We start from the raw sequence: 15,028 nt of genomic DNA on the forward strand, positions 1-15,028 counted from the left end.
CAGGTAACTCACACGAAACTCAGGAACTCTCACAGGGAATTCAAAGCACAAGCTCCCCTTGACCCCCGCGCGCCGTTCCACACAATCTCACCATCAGTCAACACAAGCAAGATGCATGAGCCGCAGGGCATCAGCCCCGCCTGGAACGGTCATTTGTATCCATTGTACTCGACCGTCGCGCGCACTGAGAGATGAATACAATGAAGCTGACAACATGCGCAGTGCAGATTCATCCCGCTCGAACAGATCACACAAGTGTCAGCGGGGCACAGCAGGAACCGCCGCTGTTCGCGAGCAAACTAGTTGCCCGACTTCTCAGCCTCTTTCTGACGCGCTTCCTCAGCCCGAATTTTCCGCGCCGAGATACTGCGAAACTCCCAGGGCAGTTTCGCGTTTTCCGGCAGCGAATCCAGCACCGCCTGCAGTTCCGCGTGCGACGTTCCAGTCGCCCGATCACTTTTCACGCGTTCGGTTCCCGACAGATCGTGCTGCTCGAGCGGATCCTCCGACAGATCATAAAACTCGCCGGTGGAATACAGCTTGAACCGCTGATCGCGGACCACCCGCTGTTTGTAGTACTGGGTCAGACACCACGGACGCCAGGGCTCCTCACGGGGCTGATCCAGAATCTGCGGTGCAAACGACCTGCCGTCAATCGTCACCCCCGATGGCAGCGGGGCGTCGGCCAGATCAGCCAGCGTCGGCAGAAAATCGGCCGCATCAATCAGGTCGTCGCTGACCCGTTCGCTGCCTACCAGCTTCGGACAGTTGATAATCAGCGGCATGTTAATGCCCTGCTCTTTCAGCGAGTAGATCCCTTCTCCCGAAACACGGCCGTTAATCCGGCCTCCCAGGCTCTGTTCCGCATTCTGATCGGTCCCGTTATCAGTCCCGTTGTCGGGCACGATAAACAGAATCGTATTGTCGCGAATGCCCAGTTCGTCCAGCGCCTTAACAAGCCGCCCGATCAGGTGATCCGAATAATTCAGCATGCCCGCAAACTGCTCGCGCGGCGTCAGTTCCTCTCCCAGGTTATGCGGCGTATGCACCACGGGAATGTGAGTCAGAATCGTAGAGTAATAAGCACAGAAAGGCTTGTCCCGATGCGTTTTCATATACTCAATCAGATAGTCGGTGAAAATATCCGGACCGAATTTTCCCTGCGTATCCAGTCGTTTCCCGTTCTGAATGACATACGGATCCCAGTAGCGTTTCTTATGCGCCGGATGCCCTTTTTTTCCTTCCGGAAAAATACAGTACTCCTGAAAACCATGCTCGATCAAGGCGTCTTTCTGTGCGGGATCGAACAGATCATTGATCTGCCACTTCCCGGAGATACACGTGTTATACCCCGCATCCCGCAGAATCCGGGCGAAGCAGATTTCCCGGTTCCAGTCAAAATAACCGCCCCCGTAAATCGCGGGATCGTGGTGCGTATGCCAGCCCGAGCGGAACGGGTAGCGTCCCGTCAGCAGCATATGCCGCGTCGTACTGCAGACCGGCGTCACGTAGCAGTTACGAAACCGCAGACCGTTATAGGCCAGATGATCGATGGTCGGCGTCTGATTCTCCGAACTCCCATAACAGCGGAACCAGTCCTTGCCCACGTTATCGAGCAGAATAAAGATCATGTTCGGGCGCTGGTCCTGCTTTTGTTCCGCAGCCTGCACGGGCAGTGCGCAGAGAACCATGCAACAGATCAGACAGACATTCACACACAGACGTTTCATAACACTCTCAGTTCCTGTTTTGAAGCGCAAGTTTTGTTTCCACAGGTTCAACCTGAACCATCGCCGTGGATGCACCCCGCATTTTCTGAATCTGGGGCAACACTTTCTCACTCGCGATATACCAGGCCATCCCCAGCAACAGCACAAAGCCGATGCTGGCCAGAATATTCATCACGATTCCGTTCCGATGTTCGCCCATTACTTTTTTACTGCTGGTCAGCAACAATAACGCGCCCGCAGCCAGCGGGGCCGCCACAACGGTCACCGCCTGGGCAGCAACAATCGCCACCACCGGTTTCGTCCCCGACTGGATCACGTAGAGCCCGACGAACATCCCGGTCAACAGCACCGCTGCCGTCAGAATACGCGTCCACTTATCCTGGGGCGTGCCCCCCAGGCCCAGGCTGTCAGACAGAATAAATCCGCCGATCATCGAATTCACAATAAATGACGAGTAGGCTGCAGAGAACAGTCCAATGCAGAACAGAATCTGCCCTTTATCACCAAACAGCGGCTGCAATGCGTTTCCGACATCGCTGACTCCTGTCAATTCTTTTCCCCGCAGCACCGCGGCTGCGGTCGACATGATCATAATCGTGATCAATGCCATAATCGTCACGCTGATAACAGAATCGATGCGGCCATCTTTCAGATCCTGAACCTTCCAGCCTTTGAACCGCGCCAGGTAGGACTGGTAAAAAGCGGCTGAAATCACAAAGGTGGTTCCCACCAGCCCCAGCAACGAAAGATTCAGGATCGAATCCAGTCCGTCACTGCCATATCCGGGAATCACCCCCTCTGCCATTTCCAGCAGATTGGGTTTCGCGAAAAACAGATTGATGGCAAAGGACGCCAGCATCAAAGCCACAAAGATCGACATCAATCGTTCGACCAGCTTATACAGGTTCTTGAAGCCGAACAGAAACGCCAGTGAAATCGCATTGAAGATCACGATGCCATATTTGAAATCAGTATAACTTTCCAGAGCCGAATGCACCCCGATGTTATTCCCGAACTGATAGGCGGCTGAGATAAAAAAGACACCGCAGCCAATCAGAATGGTTAACGGACGTCCCACCATTTTAGCCAGCAGGGTGCAGGTCGACTCCTCAGTCACCGTCCCCAGTTTCGCACCGAGCGAAGTATAGATCAGCATAAAGAAAACCGAGATCAGCACGACCCAGATCATGCTGTAACCGTCTTTGGCTCCCAGATTGGAACTCGATAAAATACTCCCGGGACCAATCACCACACAGGCGGTTACCAGGCCGGGGCCAATTCGTTGCCACCAGTGGGGCCGGCTATTCGTTGATGATTCTGCTGCTGCTTCACTCACGGGACGGGTATCCTCAGAAGGTTCTCAAAGTGGTGTGGGGATAACATATGCAACCTTCATTATGCGAAACTCAAGACAAGACACAATCCTCTTCTTCTTCGTCCGGTTTTATTTTGTAAAGATTCTTAGTAATGTTTAAGATAACTTTACAGGCGGCTCCTGCGTCGCGAACTGCCGCCTGCTTTCAAGCTGCTCGTTATTCCTCGCCATAGATTCATTCGACCAAAGGATCATCACGTGAAAGCTCTGTTGAATCTGCTCGCCCTGATCTGTCTGCTCTCTGGACTTTTCTCCAATCCACTGTCTGCTGCGGAATCCAACCGGAAGCCCAACTTCATCGTCATCTTTTGCGACAACCTGGGCTACGGCGATATCGAACCTTTCGGCTCGACCGTCAACCGGACCCCCTGCTTAAACCGCATGGCACGCGAAGGACGCAAATTCACACACTTCTGTGTCACCGCCGGTGTCTGCACTCCTTCACGGGCCTCCATCATGACCGGCTGTTATTCACAGCGGGTCGGCATGCACTGGAATCCCCGCGACGGACAGGTACTGCGCCCGATCTCTCCCTATGGTCTGAATCCCGAAGAAGTCACGGTTGCCGAAGTCTTAAAGCAGAAAGGCTACAAGACAGGCATGATCGGGAAATGGCACCTCGGAGACCAGCCCCCCTTTCTACCCACCAAACAGGGCTTCGATTATTTCTATGGAATTCCCTACAGCGATGATATGACCCAGGCCGTCGGGCAGCGACTCGGCGATCGCCTGGATGGCAAAAACTGGCCTCCCCTGCCCGTCATGCTGAACGATACCGTCATTAGAGCCGGCGTCGATCGTAATCTGCTCACCAAAGACTACACCGAAAAAGCGGTCGAGTTCATTGAACAGAACAAAGACGAGCCCTTCTTCCTCTATTTCCCACAGGCCATGCCCGGCAGTACCAGCAAGCCGTTCGCCAGTGATGCCTTCCGGGGCAAAAGTAAAAATGGTCCTTGGGGTGACAGCATCGAAGAGCTCGACTGGTCGACCGGAGAACTGCTCGACAAACTCGTCGAGCTGGGCATCGACGACGATACACTGGTCATCTGGACGTCAGACAACGGCTCTCCCATGGCCCGTGACATGAACAGCACCGAACGGGGGACCAACAAACCGCTGCACGGTCGCGGCTATACCACTTCGGAAGGCGCCTTCCGCGTTCCCACCATCATGTGGTGGCCGGGCCGCGTTCCCGCCGACACCGTCTGTACCGAACTGGCAACCACCATGGACCTGCTCCCCACCTTCGCCGACCTGGCGGGAGCCAAAGTACCCACCGATCGCATCATCGACGGTCACGATATCCAATCGCTGATCTTTGGCAAAGAGGGCGAGAAAAGCCCCTACGATGCCTTCTACTATTACGCGATGGATCAGTTGCAGGCCGTCCGCAAAGGTCCCTGGAAACTGTTTGTGCCACTCAAAGAATTCAGTCGGCACCCGCACTTCAAAAAAGGAGAAGGCTCTCAGCCGCTCCTGTTTAACGTAGTCACCGATATCAGCTGCGAGCACAATGTCGCCGACCAGCATCCGGAGATCGTCAAAGAACTGCAGGCCCTCGCCGAAAAGGGACGTGCCGACCTGGGAGACACCAATCGCCCCGGTGCCAATCAGCGCAAAGCAGCGCACATTGAGAATCCGGTACCCCCCACCCTCAAAACAACATCCACTAAATAATCACGATTCCGAACACCGATTCGGACTCAGCCAGCATACGAAAGAATTCCATGCATTCACTGGAAACCGACTGCCGGACCGTTAAGCAGAAACTGGATTCAGATCAAAACTTTGTCCTGCTCGACTGCCGGGAACAGAATGAATATGACCATGTCCACATCGACGCAGCCCGTCTGCTCCCGATGAGTGAAATTCAGGAACGGGTGGGAGAACTGGAAGACCTCCGTTCCGAGGAAATCATTGTTTACTGCCATCACGGCATGCGGAGTCTGCAGGTCGCCAGCTGGCTGTCACAAAATGGTTTTACGAATGTCAAAAGTATGCAGGGGGGCATTGATGCCTGGTCCTGCGAAATCGATGATACCAAGCCGCGGTATTAAACCCGAACATAGCCGCGGCCCGTCCGCGTTGTTACAATGTGCTCTCCGTCTTTAATGCAACACCTGATGAATCCACTGTGGGAGTTTGCGATGTCTTACGAACATGTCTTTTATCTGTTTCCGCTGGTCGTCGGAATGGTCCTCAGCTCTACCACACAGGCCACCGCAGCCGATGAGCCCCTGGTCTTCATTTCAGCTTTCGCACCCGGTGACGAGGGTGCCATCCATGCTTATAAATTCAATCCCGAGACAGGCGAGCTCACGCAGGTCGCACGCACCGCTGATGTCGAGCACCCCTTTTTCCTCGCCGTGTCGCCAGACAACCGCTACCTGTATTCGATTCATGCCCCCGGTAAATTCAGCGGCAAAGACAATGAATTTGTCTCCGCCTTCGAACTGGAGGGACGCACCGGCAAACTGAAGCTGCTCAATCGGCAGTCCTCATTGGGAACCGCCTCCTGTTACCTGGATATCGACGATACCGGTAAAGCAGTTGTGGTCGCCAACTATACCACAGGTAGCGTCGCTTCTCTCCCCGTCAAAGCCGATGGTTCGCTGGGAGAAGCAGCCACGTTCGTGCAGCACGAAGGTTCCAGCGTGAATCCCAAACGTCAGAAAGAACCGCACGCACACTGCAGCGTCATCAGCCCGGACCAGAAATTTGTCTTCGCCGCCGACCTCGGGCTCGACAAAATCATGGCCTACAAACTGGATCCCCAGACCGCGAAACTGACTCCCGCTCAGCAGCCGTTTGTGAGAACCATCCCCGGTGCCGGCCCACGCCATCTGACCTTCCACCCGAATGGAAAGCAGATGTATGTCATCAACGAACTCAAGAACTCCATCACGGAATTTGATTACGATCCCGCAACCGGCTTTCTGACCGAAGGCCAGACCATTGATACCCTGCCCGATGACTTCACCGATGTCAGCCACTGTGCCGACCTGAAATTCACTCCCGATGGTCGGTTCCTCTACGGAACGAACCGCGGCCATGACAGCCTGGCGGCTTTTAGTGTTGATCCAGAAGGAAAATTATCATTGATCGAAATCATCCCCAGCCTGGGCAAAGGACCACAGAATCTGGCCATTACCGCGGACGGGAAGTATCTGCTCTGTGCGAATATGCCGGGGAATAACGTTGTGGTCTTCGCCATCGATCAACAGACCGGCAAGCTGACGGCCGTCGGCGAACCGATCTCCATCCCCAGCCCGTCCTGCATCATGATTCGTTAATCCGCACAGACGGAAAGGAAAGTCTACTCGGACGGCGTCTCAGCCTTGGGTGGCTCGTCTTCGCTCTCTTCCGGGTGTTTTGCATCATACTGTTCCATCAGCAGAGAAGGGCAGGTTTCTTCCTCTTCGCACTGTTTGCAAATCACCTGAATCAGGTCGGCACCACCCAGGCGCAGCTGATTTTCTTCGCAATACTTGTAGAGTGTTTTCAAATGCGTACAGACCATGACTGGGACTCCTCTGTATCAGATTATCGTTCCCTGTGAGTACAGGGAACAGTGAATTGTGTGTGTTGCCCGATATTGTCGATTGTCTTCAGTTATCCTGCAAGAGGAAAATCGGAACGCCTGATTCTCGTCTCAGCCTGAGTTGCTTCCGCAGCAACAGTCACAGTACGATACGGAAACGGCCCCGTGGCCTTCCCCCTGTATGTTATTTAAGGTCGTTAGCGCTGCGATCCTCATTGAAAACCGAACTCATTGAAAACCGAACCAGGACAAGTAACTCATGACACACTCCTCTGAACCCTGGACGTTTCTGCATGTCAATGACAGTCATATGGGTACGGCTCGCTCTTACCGCTTTCGGCCGGCGATCAACAAACGCTGGGCGGCGATTAAACAGCAGATGTCGGAAATCGACGCCGATCTGCTGCTCCATGGCGGCGACCTGACGCGGGACGGCGACACGCACGAGTTCGAATACCAGCAGGCCCGCGAAGACCTGAATACACTCCCCTTCCCTACATTCATCATCCCCGGGAACATGGATGTCGGCAACAAACACACCGCCGTCAACGGAGTCAAACCGCGGTGGGATCCCAAAGGCCTGGGCTGGAATGACCCGGACCTGAATATGACCGGCGAACGCCTGGATCTGTTCAGCAATTACTTTGGCCCGCTGCAGTGGACCTTCATGCATAAGGAGATCCGCTTCACCGGCTTCTATGCCGCCGTCGCAGGTACGGGTCTGCCTCATGAAGACCGCTTCTGGCGCATGCTGGAACAACTCCCCGATCTGCCCGCGGGAAAACATCATGTCGCCGTCATGCATTACTGGCCCTTCATGGAATCCCCCGATGAACCGGACTGGGACCCAACCAAAGGCGAGGAATACGACAACTGGTATTTCTCAATCAATCCGCCACACAGACAAAGGTTGTGGGAGATCCTCAAAGCAGCCAAAGTGGAGATTCTATTCTGCGGTCACGTCCATACGGGACGCGCCGTGCAACACATCGACGGTATTCGCATCTATCGTACCCAGGCGGCAGGCAACACCGGACAGCTGGCAGAACGCTGGCCCGAAGCAGACACCCGCTTCGGATTTCATCGCTGCGATGTTTCAGAAGCCGGGATCGATGTCACCTTCATTCCCGGCCTCGACCAGTGCGACGAATTCGGCACTTTCGGACCGCTGGGACATCCCCCGGTCGAAGAACGTGATTACTCGGTCGCGGAAGAAAAACCGCCCCTGGTTCCCGACGCCCATCATTAATTCCTGTTGAAGAGATCAACCATGCACGGACGCGTCTTTATTGCAGTCAGTCTGGACGGATTCATCGCCCGTAAAGATGGCTCCCTCGACTGGCTTCCCGGCAGCGATGGTGCCAGCGATCAGCCAGCAGAAGATTTCGGCTACCAGCAGTTCATGGACGGAATCGACGTTCTCGTGATGGGCCGTCATACCTTTGAAACGGTCCTCTCCTTTGGAACCTGGCCCTACGGCGACAAAAGGGTGATCGTCCTCAGCAGCCAGTTGATTAGTCTACCAGATGATCTGCCCGTCTCGGTCGAAGTCAGAAACAGTTCGCCCACGCAGCTGTTTCGGGATCTGGCATCAGAAGATCTGCATAACGCCTACATCGACGGCGGCATTACGATTCAACGATTTCTCGCGGCCGGGCTGATCGACGAACTGATCATCACGCGCATTCCCACCTTGATTGGCGAGGGACTGCCCCTGTTCGGCGCACTCGCGCAAGACATTCCGCTTCAGCATCGGGAGACGCGCACGTTTGAGAACGGTTTCGTGCAAAGTCGCTATGCAGTGCAGTCTGCAGTATCTTCAGACTGATTGTTTTTGCGACGAAATTCCCAGGATTCCGCTTCCCGCCCGAGGCGAAATCGCAGTATACTCCACCGCAGAAGACACCCACCCCGTGTGGGAAGCCTCCCCGCTATTGCCTGCCCGTCTGATTCACGAAAGGAACAGACCATGTCAACGCGAATTATTGCCTGCACTCTCATCTGCCTGCTCTCATCCACGCTGCTTTCAGCAGCAGATAAACCCGATAAAACTGCAGTCCTGGATGCCGAACTGATGAAAGCGGTCAAAACGCTGGACGAAGCCTTTTCCAAGCGGGACAAGGAAACAATTCGCCGGATGACCGACGAGCGGCACATTTCCATCTCACCCAGCTACCAGTTTTTCAGCCAGAAAGATCAACTGGACGCTCTACCCGAACTCAAGCTGACCCTCTTCAAGGCCAGCCCGAAAAAGATCATCCACACCACACCCAGCGCAGCCATCATCACCTACGAAGCACAAATTGAAGGAACCTTCGAAGGTAAGCAGCTGGCCAAACATGTGCAGATTCTGGAATGCTGGATTAAACGCAAGGGAGAGTGGCTCGAAGTCTCCTACCAGGAAACGCCAATTCCCTGATCGAACCGGTCGCAGCGCAGGAACTTCAGGAATTCGCGGGTTCCTGCCCGACCTCTTTCATCCAGGTCTGCAGCATGTCACGCAGCATGCCCAGTTCCTTCAACAATTGTCCCTGGTCTTTGTTCGCATGTTCGAAGCACCAGGGCCCCCGAAAACCGGCCTGCCAGCCAATCTCGAAACAGCGTTTGAGATCATACAGTGGATGCTCACCGCGGGGACCAATGGCCCGCGCCTTGAAGTCACAGGTGACCGCAATCGGAAACGTCTTCGCCAGCCCGGCGTAACGCAGCTCCTCACTGTCCCAGTTCCCCGTATCGGGACAGGCAGCCACCTGATGACCAATCGCCTTGACCAGTTTGACGACCGACTCGGGGTCGCTCTGCATCCAGCCGTAATTCTCGACCAGCAACTGGACATTGCGTTCCGCACCGTAATCACACAACTCCCGGTAACTGTCGATATGAATCTGCATATCGGGACGCTGCGCTCGAGGCAGCGGACGCGCCCACTTCAGCCCCAGCTCGGCAGCCACATCGATCGACGCCTTATAGGTTTTCAACGCGTGTGCGCGGGTGGCCTGATCGGGACTGTTCATATCCAGCTTTCCCTGGTTCATTTTCAGGTTGGTCAACACGCATCCCGCCCGATCCGCTGCATTCCGCAACTGCTCCAGGTACTTGCCAGCGGTCACTGACAGCGTGGACGTATTCAGATCGATGACCGTCATCCCCAGTTCATCCCGCAGCATGCGGGGCAGATCCAGCAGAGAAATTTTCCCCTGGGCAGCCCGGGGCGAGAGATGCCCCGAAAGAGAAGAAGTCGTGATCCCCAGCGCACGCTCAAGTGCGGGAGCCGCCTTGGCTTTCTGTCCTGAATCAGCCTTGATAGACCGTTGATCCAGCAACGGGATCGCCAGGGCACTGCTGCCCGCCTGTAGAAACGCTCTTCGTGAAAACTTCATTTTTGCTTCTCCGCTTCAGAACGCTACAATGAATGCGCGACAACTTAGATCTGCCATCGTACGCCAGTTCGAAGTCAGATGTCATCTGGAAATATTGATTTTTCTGAAACGCAGGCCACTCCGATGAAGTACTTCCCCTGAACGGACTTCCCTCATCAGTCGACTTTCATTCGAACGAATTGCCGATCATGCCCGATTCTCTGTTTCGATCCTGTACGCTGCTCCTGATCTGCTGCTGCCTGCAAACAGTCTCGGCCGGGGAACAGCAGCGCCCCGAAATCAAGTCCAGCGCAGGGCCTCTGCAGTTCAAAGACATCCGCTACCTCACCCGCTCGCTCGCTGATTTTCCGAACCGCAAAGCGTTCGTCATCGTCGCCTGCAACACGACCTGCCCCCTCGTCAAACGCTATCTCCCCAAACTCAAACGCCTCGAACAGCAATATCGCCCGCAGGGAGTTCAATTCATCGCCCTGCATACCGGCCCCGCTGATTCCATTCGCGAGATCGCCGAATTTGCGGTAGAACACGAAATCCCCTTTCCCAATGTCCAGGATCGCAAGGGAACCTCCGTCGCCGCTCTGGGCCTGACCCGCACACCGGAAGTCGCCGTTCTGGATGCCAGCTACCGTCTCCATTACCGCGGCCGCATCGATGACCAGTACCGCATCGGAGGTTCGCTGCCGCGACCTTCCCAGGAGAATCTGACGGCCGCGATTGAGGGAGTCCTGCACGGAACGCCGATTTCCGTAACAGAAACCAACGTGGATGGCTGCCTGATTACCCACGCAGCCCAAACAGAGCCCGACCGGTCACTCACGTATTACCATGACATTCAGCCACTCATACAAAAACATTGCACGGACTGTCATCGCCCCGGCACTGAAGCCCCCTTTGCTTTAACGACGCTCGCTGAAGTCCAGAATAACGGTGCGATGATCGCCGAGGTCGTCTCCGACCAGCGCATGCCTCCCTGGTATGGAGGCACGTCACACGCCGAGTTCGCCAATCACCGGGGCATGTCCCGCCGGGAACGTAAACAGGTGACGGACTGGGTCGAGTCAGGCATGCCCGCCGGAACGGAACCCGCCGATTTCAAACACGCGATCCCTGAAGTCGACGCCGGAAAATGGCTCATCGGTCAACCTGACCTCAAAATCAGCATGCTGGAAAGACACACGCTCCCCGCAGAAGGATACATTCCCTACCGCTACACCATTCTCCCCTACGTTTTCCCCGAGGATACCTGGGTCTCTGCAATCGAAATCAAACCCGACAATCCCGGCGTCGTCCATCACTGCAACATGGCGGCTGTCACCTTAACGAAGAAATGGGACGAATCAAATTTTCTCACCGGAAAAGTGCCGGGCTCGGGACCAATGATGCTGCCCGAAGGACTGGGTGTCATGATCCCCAAAGGGAGTGCCCTGGCGTTACAGATTCATTACACCTCGACCGGCAAACCGGAAAACTGCCGCATCTCGGTCGGCTTTAAATACGTGCAGGGCAAAGTTCAGAAACGGTATCGCTTCCTGATCATCAAAAATACGAAATTCGAGATCCCCCCGGAAGCCCCGCACCACAAGGTCAGCAACGCCCGCACGCTCAAACAGGATGCCCACGGCATCGGACTCTTCGCCCACATGCATCTCCGCGGCAAGGATCTCTCCTTCCTGGCCCATTACCCGGAAGGGAAACAGGAAAAACTGCTGGTGATTCCCAATTACAGCTTCGACTGGCAAATCGGTTATCTCTGGAAAGACCAGCGGCACTTCTTCCCCAAAGGCACCCGCATCGAAGCCATCGCCCATTACGACAATTCGGCGTTCAATCCCTTCAATCCAGATCCGAGTGCCACCGTCAGGGAGGGACCGCAGACCTACCATGAAATGCTGTACGCGTTCTTCTTCTACACCTATGCGAATGAGCGGCTGAATCTGACCATCGATCCCCGCACCGGACAGGCGGTTCCCTGACCGGCGCCTGCAGGCTGCTTTCTGGTTGAGAACTGGTTATGATTGTCAGGACGTAAGCGTTACCTGCAGAATCAACCGAAGCCGACTGTTTGCCGAGAATCCTCATGCGTGTCCTGTTCCTGATCTCCGGGAAGAATGTTCCCTCCTCTCGATTTCGGGTGCTGAATTACCTCCCCTTTCTCCAGCAGGCAGGCATCTCCTGTACGGTTCTCGCCAGTTACCCCGAAAAATATGAGCACATCCCCTGGCTCGGCTACCGCCTCAGCTACCTGCTCAAACGCATCACCCGCTACCTGCATTATCTCTACGCCTGTCTGAGCCCCTTCGATCTGATCTTCATCGAACGGGAAATCTTCGATATCCCTGCCTACGATATGGAACTCCGGTTCCTGAACCGACCCGCCAAATGCGTTCTCGATATCGACGATGCGATCTTCCTCCGCTATCCCGAGAAATTCCAGGTCCTGGCGGAGAAAGTCGATCTGCTGATCGCCGGCAACCAGAATCTCTGCGCAGTCGCCCGAAAATATAACGACCGCGTCCATCTGCTCCCCACGTCGGTCATCACCGGTAAATACCCCCTCAAGGATTTTAGCCAGCCCTCCACCAGCAAACCGGTCATCGGCTGGACCGGACTGGATACAAACATCCCGAACCTCCAACTCGTCGTCCCGGCACTCAACCGCCTGGCAGAACAATACGAATTCACACTCTGTATCATCTCAGCCACTCCCGAACCCATCGCGGAGCTTGAGCTAGAGGGAGTCGAAGTCCGCCACCTGGTCTGGAGTCCGGAAACGGAATACCAGGACCTCTCCGCCTTCGACATCGGCATCATGCCTTTGGAAGACGATGAATGGTCCCGCTACAAATGCGGCTTAAAACTGCTGCAATACATGGCCCTGGGCATTCCAGCCGTCGCGTCGCCAGTCGGCGTCAATGCAGAGATCATCGACGAGGGCGTTAATGGATACTGTGCAGATTCAACCGACGCCTGGTACGAATCCCTGGAGCAGCTACTCACCTCACCCGAGCTGCGCAAACAAATCGGTCTCCGCGGCCGGAAAACAGTCGAGGAACAATTCGATGCCGAACGCAACAGCCAGCGTTTGATACAGTTCCTGGAAGAGACGTTAGACTAGAGCTGATCACCGAAGATGTCGCCACGAAAACCATTAGCCCTTTATTTTTTGTAAATAGGTTAATGACTCTTTTGCGAATTCATTTTCAGGTTCTGCTTGTAACCAAAATTGAAATCTACCAGCAATTGATTCCAAATAGAATGGATGATTTATTTTCATTTTACTTATGTGCGATAAGTATCCATATTTTCGAATAAAGTGAACCTCTTGTCGTAAGTCACGTTTCATCTTCCTTGGAATCGTCAATTCCTCACCAACAACAGATAGTCCCGTTACTATCCTTTGTCCAGGTTTTGTATGTAAACGTGTTTTCTTTTGATTGATGGCAAGACCATAGTCATCAACTATTTCTTCAATAATCTTGATTAATTTAGAAGGAATATAATCACCTGAAAATGTGATATCATCTGCATATCGGCTGTATTGAAGCCTATATGAATTTGAAATGCTCGATAGACGATCATCTAAGTTTTTTAATAGTAAATTTGATAGATATGGACTAGTAGCTGCCCCTTGCGAAAGGCGATGCTCATAGCAACATAGAGATGCTAAATAAGAAGAAACATTTTTTGCATAACCTAAATCATGGAAGAAATTGATTACCCAACTCATCGGAATTGATGGGAAAAAATTTTTAAGATCCATTTTCAACATAGATCGTTTAGAGAGATGTAACTTGGCATTAGAAAAAATTGATTTACCTGGCACAAAGCCATGGGCAGCTGTATGAACCTTTTGTTTTAAAAGCAGATTAACATAGATCCATTTTTGACAATAAAGAAGAGACGGATATGGCGAAACAATTATTCGCTTCCCACCGCTTCTCTTACGTATTGAAAATTTACGATGAAAATGTTCTGGAGAATTAACAATTTTTGCCAGCACATTTCTCTTCAAACCCAGGAGCTTTGTGAGATGTTCAAATTCAAAAATTACCGGAACCTGGTTTTCACTTAACTGACTTATATATGAAAGGTATGTGGAGATGGTGTCAGTTGGCAGTCCTCTGTCAATGAAATATTTTTCCCAGTCTTTCATAGTCAAAATCTAAAAGAGAAAAACTTACAGAAGCTACCTTCTGGACTTGCATGCAGTCTCCAAGATCGTAAAGTTTGTGATCGCGCAAACTTTATGAGCTTGTGTGACTGCCATCGATAAACGAGTTTATCGATGGCACCACCAAAAGAGATCTTTAGCTCTCTTTTGGTGGTACATGGTTAACGGGCACCTTACCCTTGAGAGCGACTACACTCTTACCGTACTAGCTTCTGTAAGTTTAAAATCGAACATTTACAAGATGATTAAAATTCCTGATCAAGCATACTTTTGCTTGGCACATATCCTTCTGATATTTCTATTTTATTCCCCAGCATATTTGCGGGCACTTCTCGCCACTTCCTTTTCTTTCCCTCGGCCTCATGAGAAACCAAGCTACTTTTTTTCCCTTTAGAAGTGAGAAAAAAAACATATTCTTCTTCCCTCAAATACTCATGTTTTTTTAAAAATCGAATTAAATTCGTAAACTCTGCAAAACTAAATCTAGCCCGCTTAAATAAAGTAAATGAATCTAATTTCCCATTTGCCTTAAACAGAGTTGAGAGTATTTTTTTGTGACGATTGTCTACTTTTTCATGCATCTGACATCGCTCTTGTCAACAAAGTATTCCTATGCGAATGATCTTTATAGTATGGCCACCAAAATATTGGAAAAACATTATTCGGCGTATTCCCTTCCTCGCGGGCATATAGCGCCTCTGCTGCTCCTTTACCAAATGATGGCATGGGTTTTTCTTTGTAAGCAGGCAACAAAAGGGATTCTAATTTTAGCATCATATTTTTCATCGACTCACGGATCATTCCTGAATAAAAGTCTGTTATTCCCTT

The 15,028-nt window shown here is 52.8% G+C and carries 15 protein-coding genes (1 of these 15 running past the window's edge); 8 read left to right on the forward strand and 7 right to left on the reverse strand.

Annotated elements, in window-relative coordinates; genetic code table 11:
* Positions 1–299: 299 nt before the first annotated feature.
* Both HG66A1_RS23635 and HG66A1_RS23640 read right to left on the reverse strand, forming a co-directional pair.
* Positions 300–1,730: a sulfatase-like hydrolase/transferase gene (locus tag HG66A1_RS23635; RefSeq protein WP_145189919.1), complete on the reverse strand. Its 1,431-nt coding sequence runs from the start codon at positions 1,728–1,730 to the stop codon at positions 300–302.
* Between the two features lie 7 nt (positions 1,731–1,737).
* Positions 1,738–3,066 carry an Nramp family divalent metal transporter gene (locus tag HG66A1_RS23640; protein WP_145189923.1) on the reverse strand — a complete coding sequence of 443 codons (1,329 nt, stop codon included), beginning with the start codon at positions 3,064–3,066 and terminating at the stop codon, positions 1,738–1,740.
* 246 nt (positions 3,067–3,312) lie between these two features.
* On the opposite strand from HG66A1_RS23640, the gene HG66A1_RS23645 reads away from it, so the two are divergent.
* The 3 genes from HG66A1_RS23645 to HG66A1_RS23655 all read left to right on the forward strand — a co-directional run bounded on the left by HG66A1_RS23645 (position 3,313) and on the right by HG66A1_RS23655 (position 6,401).
* Positions 3,313–4,785, forward strand: coding sequence for a sulfatase (locus HG66A1_RS23645; RefSeq protein ID WP_145193885.1), 1,473 nt, complete (start codon positions 3,313–3,315; stop codon positions 4,783–4,785).
* A 50-nt stretch (positions 4,786–4,835) separates the two neighbouring features.
* Positions 4,836–5,165, forward strand: a complete 330-nt coding sequence (locus HG66A1_RS23650; protein WP_145189926.1) for a rhodanese-like domain-containing protein — start codon at positions 4,836–4,838, stop codon at positions 5,163–5,165.
* A 90-nt stretch (positions 5,166–5,255) separates the two neighbouring features.
* The gene (locus tag HG66A1_RS23655; protein WP_145189930.1) at positions 5,256–6,401 is read left to right on the forward strand and encodes a lactonase family protein; all 1,146 of its coding nucleotides are present in this window, start codon (positions 5,256–5,258) and stop codon (positions 6,399–6,401) included.
* Positions 6,402–6,424: 23 nt separating this feature from the next.
* Here HG66A1_RS23655 and HG66A1_RS23660 read toward each other — a convergent pair whose 3' ends face one another.
* Positions 6,425–6,628: a hypothetical protein gene (locus HG66A1_RS23660; RefSeq protein ID WP_145189933.1), complete on the reverse strand. Its 204-nt coding sequence runs from the start codon at positions 6,626–6,628 to the stop codon at positions 6,425–6,427.
* Between the two features lie 280 nt (positions 6,629–6,908).
* Here HG66A1_RS23660 and HG66A1_RS23665 point away from each other — a divergent pair, with 280 nt between their 5' ends.
* From HG66A1_RS23665 to HG66A1_RS23675, 3 genes are all read left to right on the forward strand, one after another.
* Positions 6,909–7,898, forward strand: a complete 990-nt coding sequence (locus HG66A1_RS23665) for a metallophosphoesterase family protein (protein ID WP_145189936.1) — start codon at positions 6,909–6,911, stop codon at positions 7,896–7,898.
* A 21-nt stretch (positions 7,899–7,919) separates the two neighbouring features.
* A complete protein-coding gene (locus HG66A1_RS23670; RefSeq protein ID WP_145189939.1) occupies positions 7,920–8,477 on the forward strand; it encodes a dihydrofolate reductase family protein in 558 nt (185 codons plus the stop codon).
* A gap of 141 nt (positions 8,478–8,618) precedes the next feature.
* A complete protein-coding gene (locus HG66A1_RS23675; protein ID WP_145189943.1) occupies positions 8,619–9,068 on the forward strand; it encodes a nuclear transport factor 2 family protein in 450 nt (149 codons plus the stop codon).
* A 25-nt stretch (positions 9,069–9,093) separates the two neighbouring features.
* Here the strand turns inward: HG66A1_RS23675 and HG66A1_RS23680 are convergent, their stop codons facing one another.
* Positions 9,094–10,029, reverse strand: a complete 936-nt coding sequence (locus tag HG66A1_RS23680) for a sugar phosphate isomerase/epimerase family protein (RefSeq protein ID WP_145189946.1) — start codon at positions 10,027–10,029, stop codon at positions 9,094–9,096.
* A 188-nt stretch (positions 10,030–10,217) separates the two neighbouring features.
* On the opposite strand from HG66A1_RS23680, the gene HG66A1_RS23685 reads away from it, so the two are divergent.
* Both HG66A1_RS23685 and HG66A1_RS23690 read left to right on the forward strand, forming a co-directional pair.
* Positions 10,218–12,002, forward strand: coding sequence for a redoxin family protein (locus HG66A1_RS23685; RefSeq protein ID WP_145189949.1), 1,785 nt, complete (start codon positions 10,218–10,220; stop codon positions 12,000–12,002).
* 104 nt (positions 12,003–12,106) lie between these two features.
* Positions 12,107–13,144 carry a glycosyltransferase family 4 protein gene (locus tag HG66A1_RS23690; RefSeq protein WP_145189952.1) on the forward strand — a complete coding sequence of 346 codons (1,038 nt, stop codon included), beginning with the start codon at positions 12,107–12,109 and terminating at the stop codon, positions 13,142–13,144.
* Between the two features lie 33 nt (positions 13,145–13,177).
* Here the strand turns inward: HG66A1_RS23690 and HG66A1_RS23695 are convergent, their stop codons facing one another.
* From HG66A1_RS23695 to HG66A1_RS23705, 3 genes are all read right to left on the reverse strand, one after another.
* Entirely contained in the window at positions 13,178–14,182 is a 1,005-nt protein-coding gene (locus tag HG66A1_RS23695; RefSeq protein ID WP_145189954.1) for a reverse transcriptase family protein, read from the reverse strand.
* Positions 14,183–14,445: 263 nt separating this feature from the next.
* A complete protein-coding gene (locus tag HG66A1_RS23700) occupies positions 14,446–14,781 on the reverse strand; it encodes a hypothetical protein (RefSeq protein WP_145189957.1) in 336 nt (111 codons plus the stop codon).
* Positions 14,774–15,028: the 3' end of a hypothetical protein gene (locus tag HG66A1_RS23705; protein WP_145189961.1), read on the reverse strand. It continues 609 nt past the right edge of the window; the window shows 255 of its 864 coding nt (coding positions 610–864); the start codon falls outside the window, past its right edge; it ends in the stop codon at positions 14,774–14,776. The genes HG66A1_RS23700 and HG66A1_RS23705 overlap by 8 nt, the downstream gene beginning before the upstream one ends.

It is taken from the genome of Gimesia chilikensis (genome assembly GCF_007744075.1).
Taxonomy (GTDB): domain Bacteria; phylum Planctomycetota; class Planctomycetia; order Planctomycetales; family Planctomycetaceae; genus Gimesia; species Gimesia chilikensis_A.

What these genes read in the sequence shown, in the direction of transcription:
- HG66A1_RS23635 (WP_145189919.1), bottom strand. Translation starts at nt 1,730, where the DNA reads ATGAAACGTCTGTGTGTGAATGTCTGTCTGATCTGTTGCATGGTTCTC.
- HG66A1_RS23650 (WP_145189926.1), top strand. Translation starts at nt 4,836, where the DNA reads ATGCATTCACTGGAAACCGACTGCCGGACCGTTAAGCAGAAACTGGAT.
- HG66A1_RS23655 (WP_145189930.1), top strand. Translation starts at nt 5,256, where the DNA reads ATGTCTTACGAACATGTCTTTTATCTGTTTCCGCTGGTCGTCGGAATG.
- HG66A1_RS23660 (WP_145189933.1), bottom strand. Translation starts at nt 6,628, where the DNA reads ATGGTCTGTACGCATTTGAAAACACTCTACAAGTATTGCGAAGAAAAT.
- HG66A1_RS23665 (WP_145189936.1), top strand. Translation starts at nt 6,909, where the DNA reads ATGACACACTCCTCTGAACCCTGGACGTTTCTGCATGTCAATGACAGT.
- HG66A1_RS23670 (WP_145189939.1), top strand. Translation starts at nt 7,920, where the DNA reads ATGCACGGACGCGTCTTTATTGCAGTCAGTCTGGACGGATTCATCGCC.
- HG66A1_RS23675 (WP_145189943.1), top strand. Translation starts at nt 8,619, where the DNA reads ATGTCAACGCGAATTATTGCCTGCACTCTCATCTGCCTGCTCTCATCC.
- HG66A1_RS23680 (WP_145189946.1), bottom strand. Translation starts at nt 10,029, where the DNA reads ATGAAGTTTTCACGAAGAGCGTTTCTACAGGCGGGCAGCAGTGCCCTG.
- HG66A1_RS23685 (WP_145189949.1), top strand. Translation starts at nt 10,218, where the DNA reads ATGCCCGATTCTCTGTTTCGATCCTGTACGCTGCTCCTGATCTGCTGC.
- HG66A1_RS23690 (WP_145189952.1), top strand. Translation starts at nt 12,107, where the DNA reads ATGCGTGTCCTGTTCCTGATCTCCGGGAAGAATGTTCCCTCCTCTCGA.
- HG66A1_RS23695 (WP_145189954.1), bottom strand. Translation starts at nt 14,182, where the DNA reads ATGAAAGACTGGGAAAAATATTTCATTGACAGAGGACTGCCAACTGAC.
- HG66A1_RS23700 (WP_145189957.1), bottom strand. Translation starts at nt 14,781, where the DNA reads ATGCATGAAAAAGTAGACAATCGTCACAAAAAAATACTCTCAACTCTG.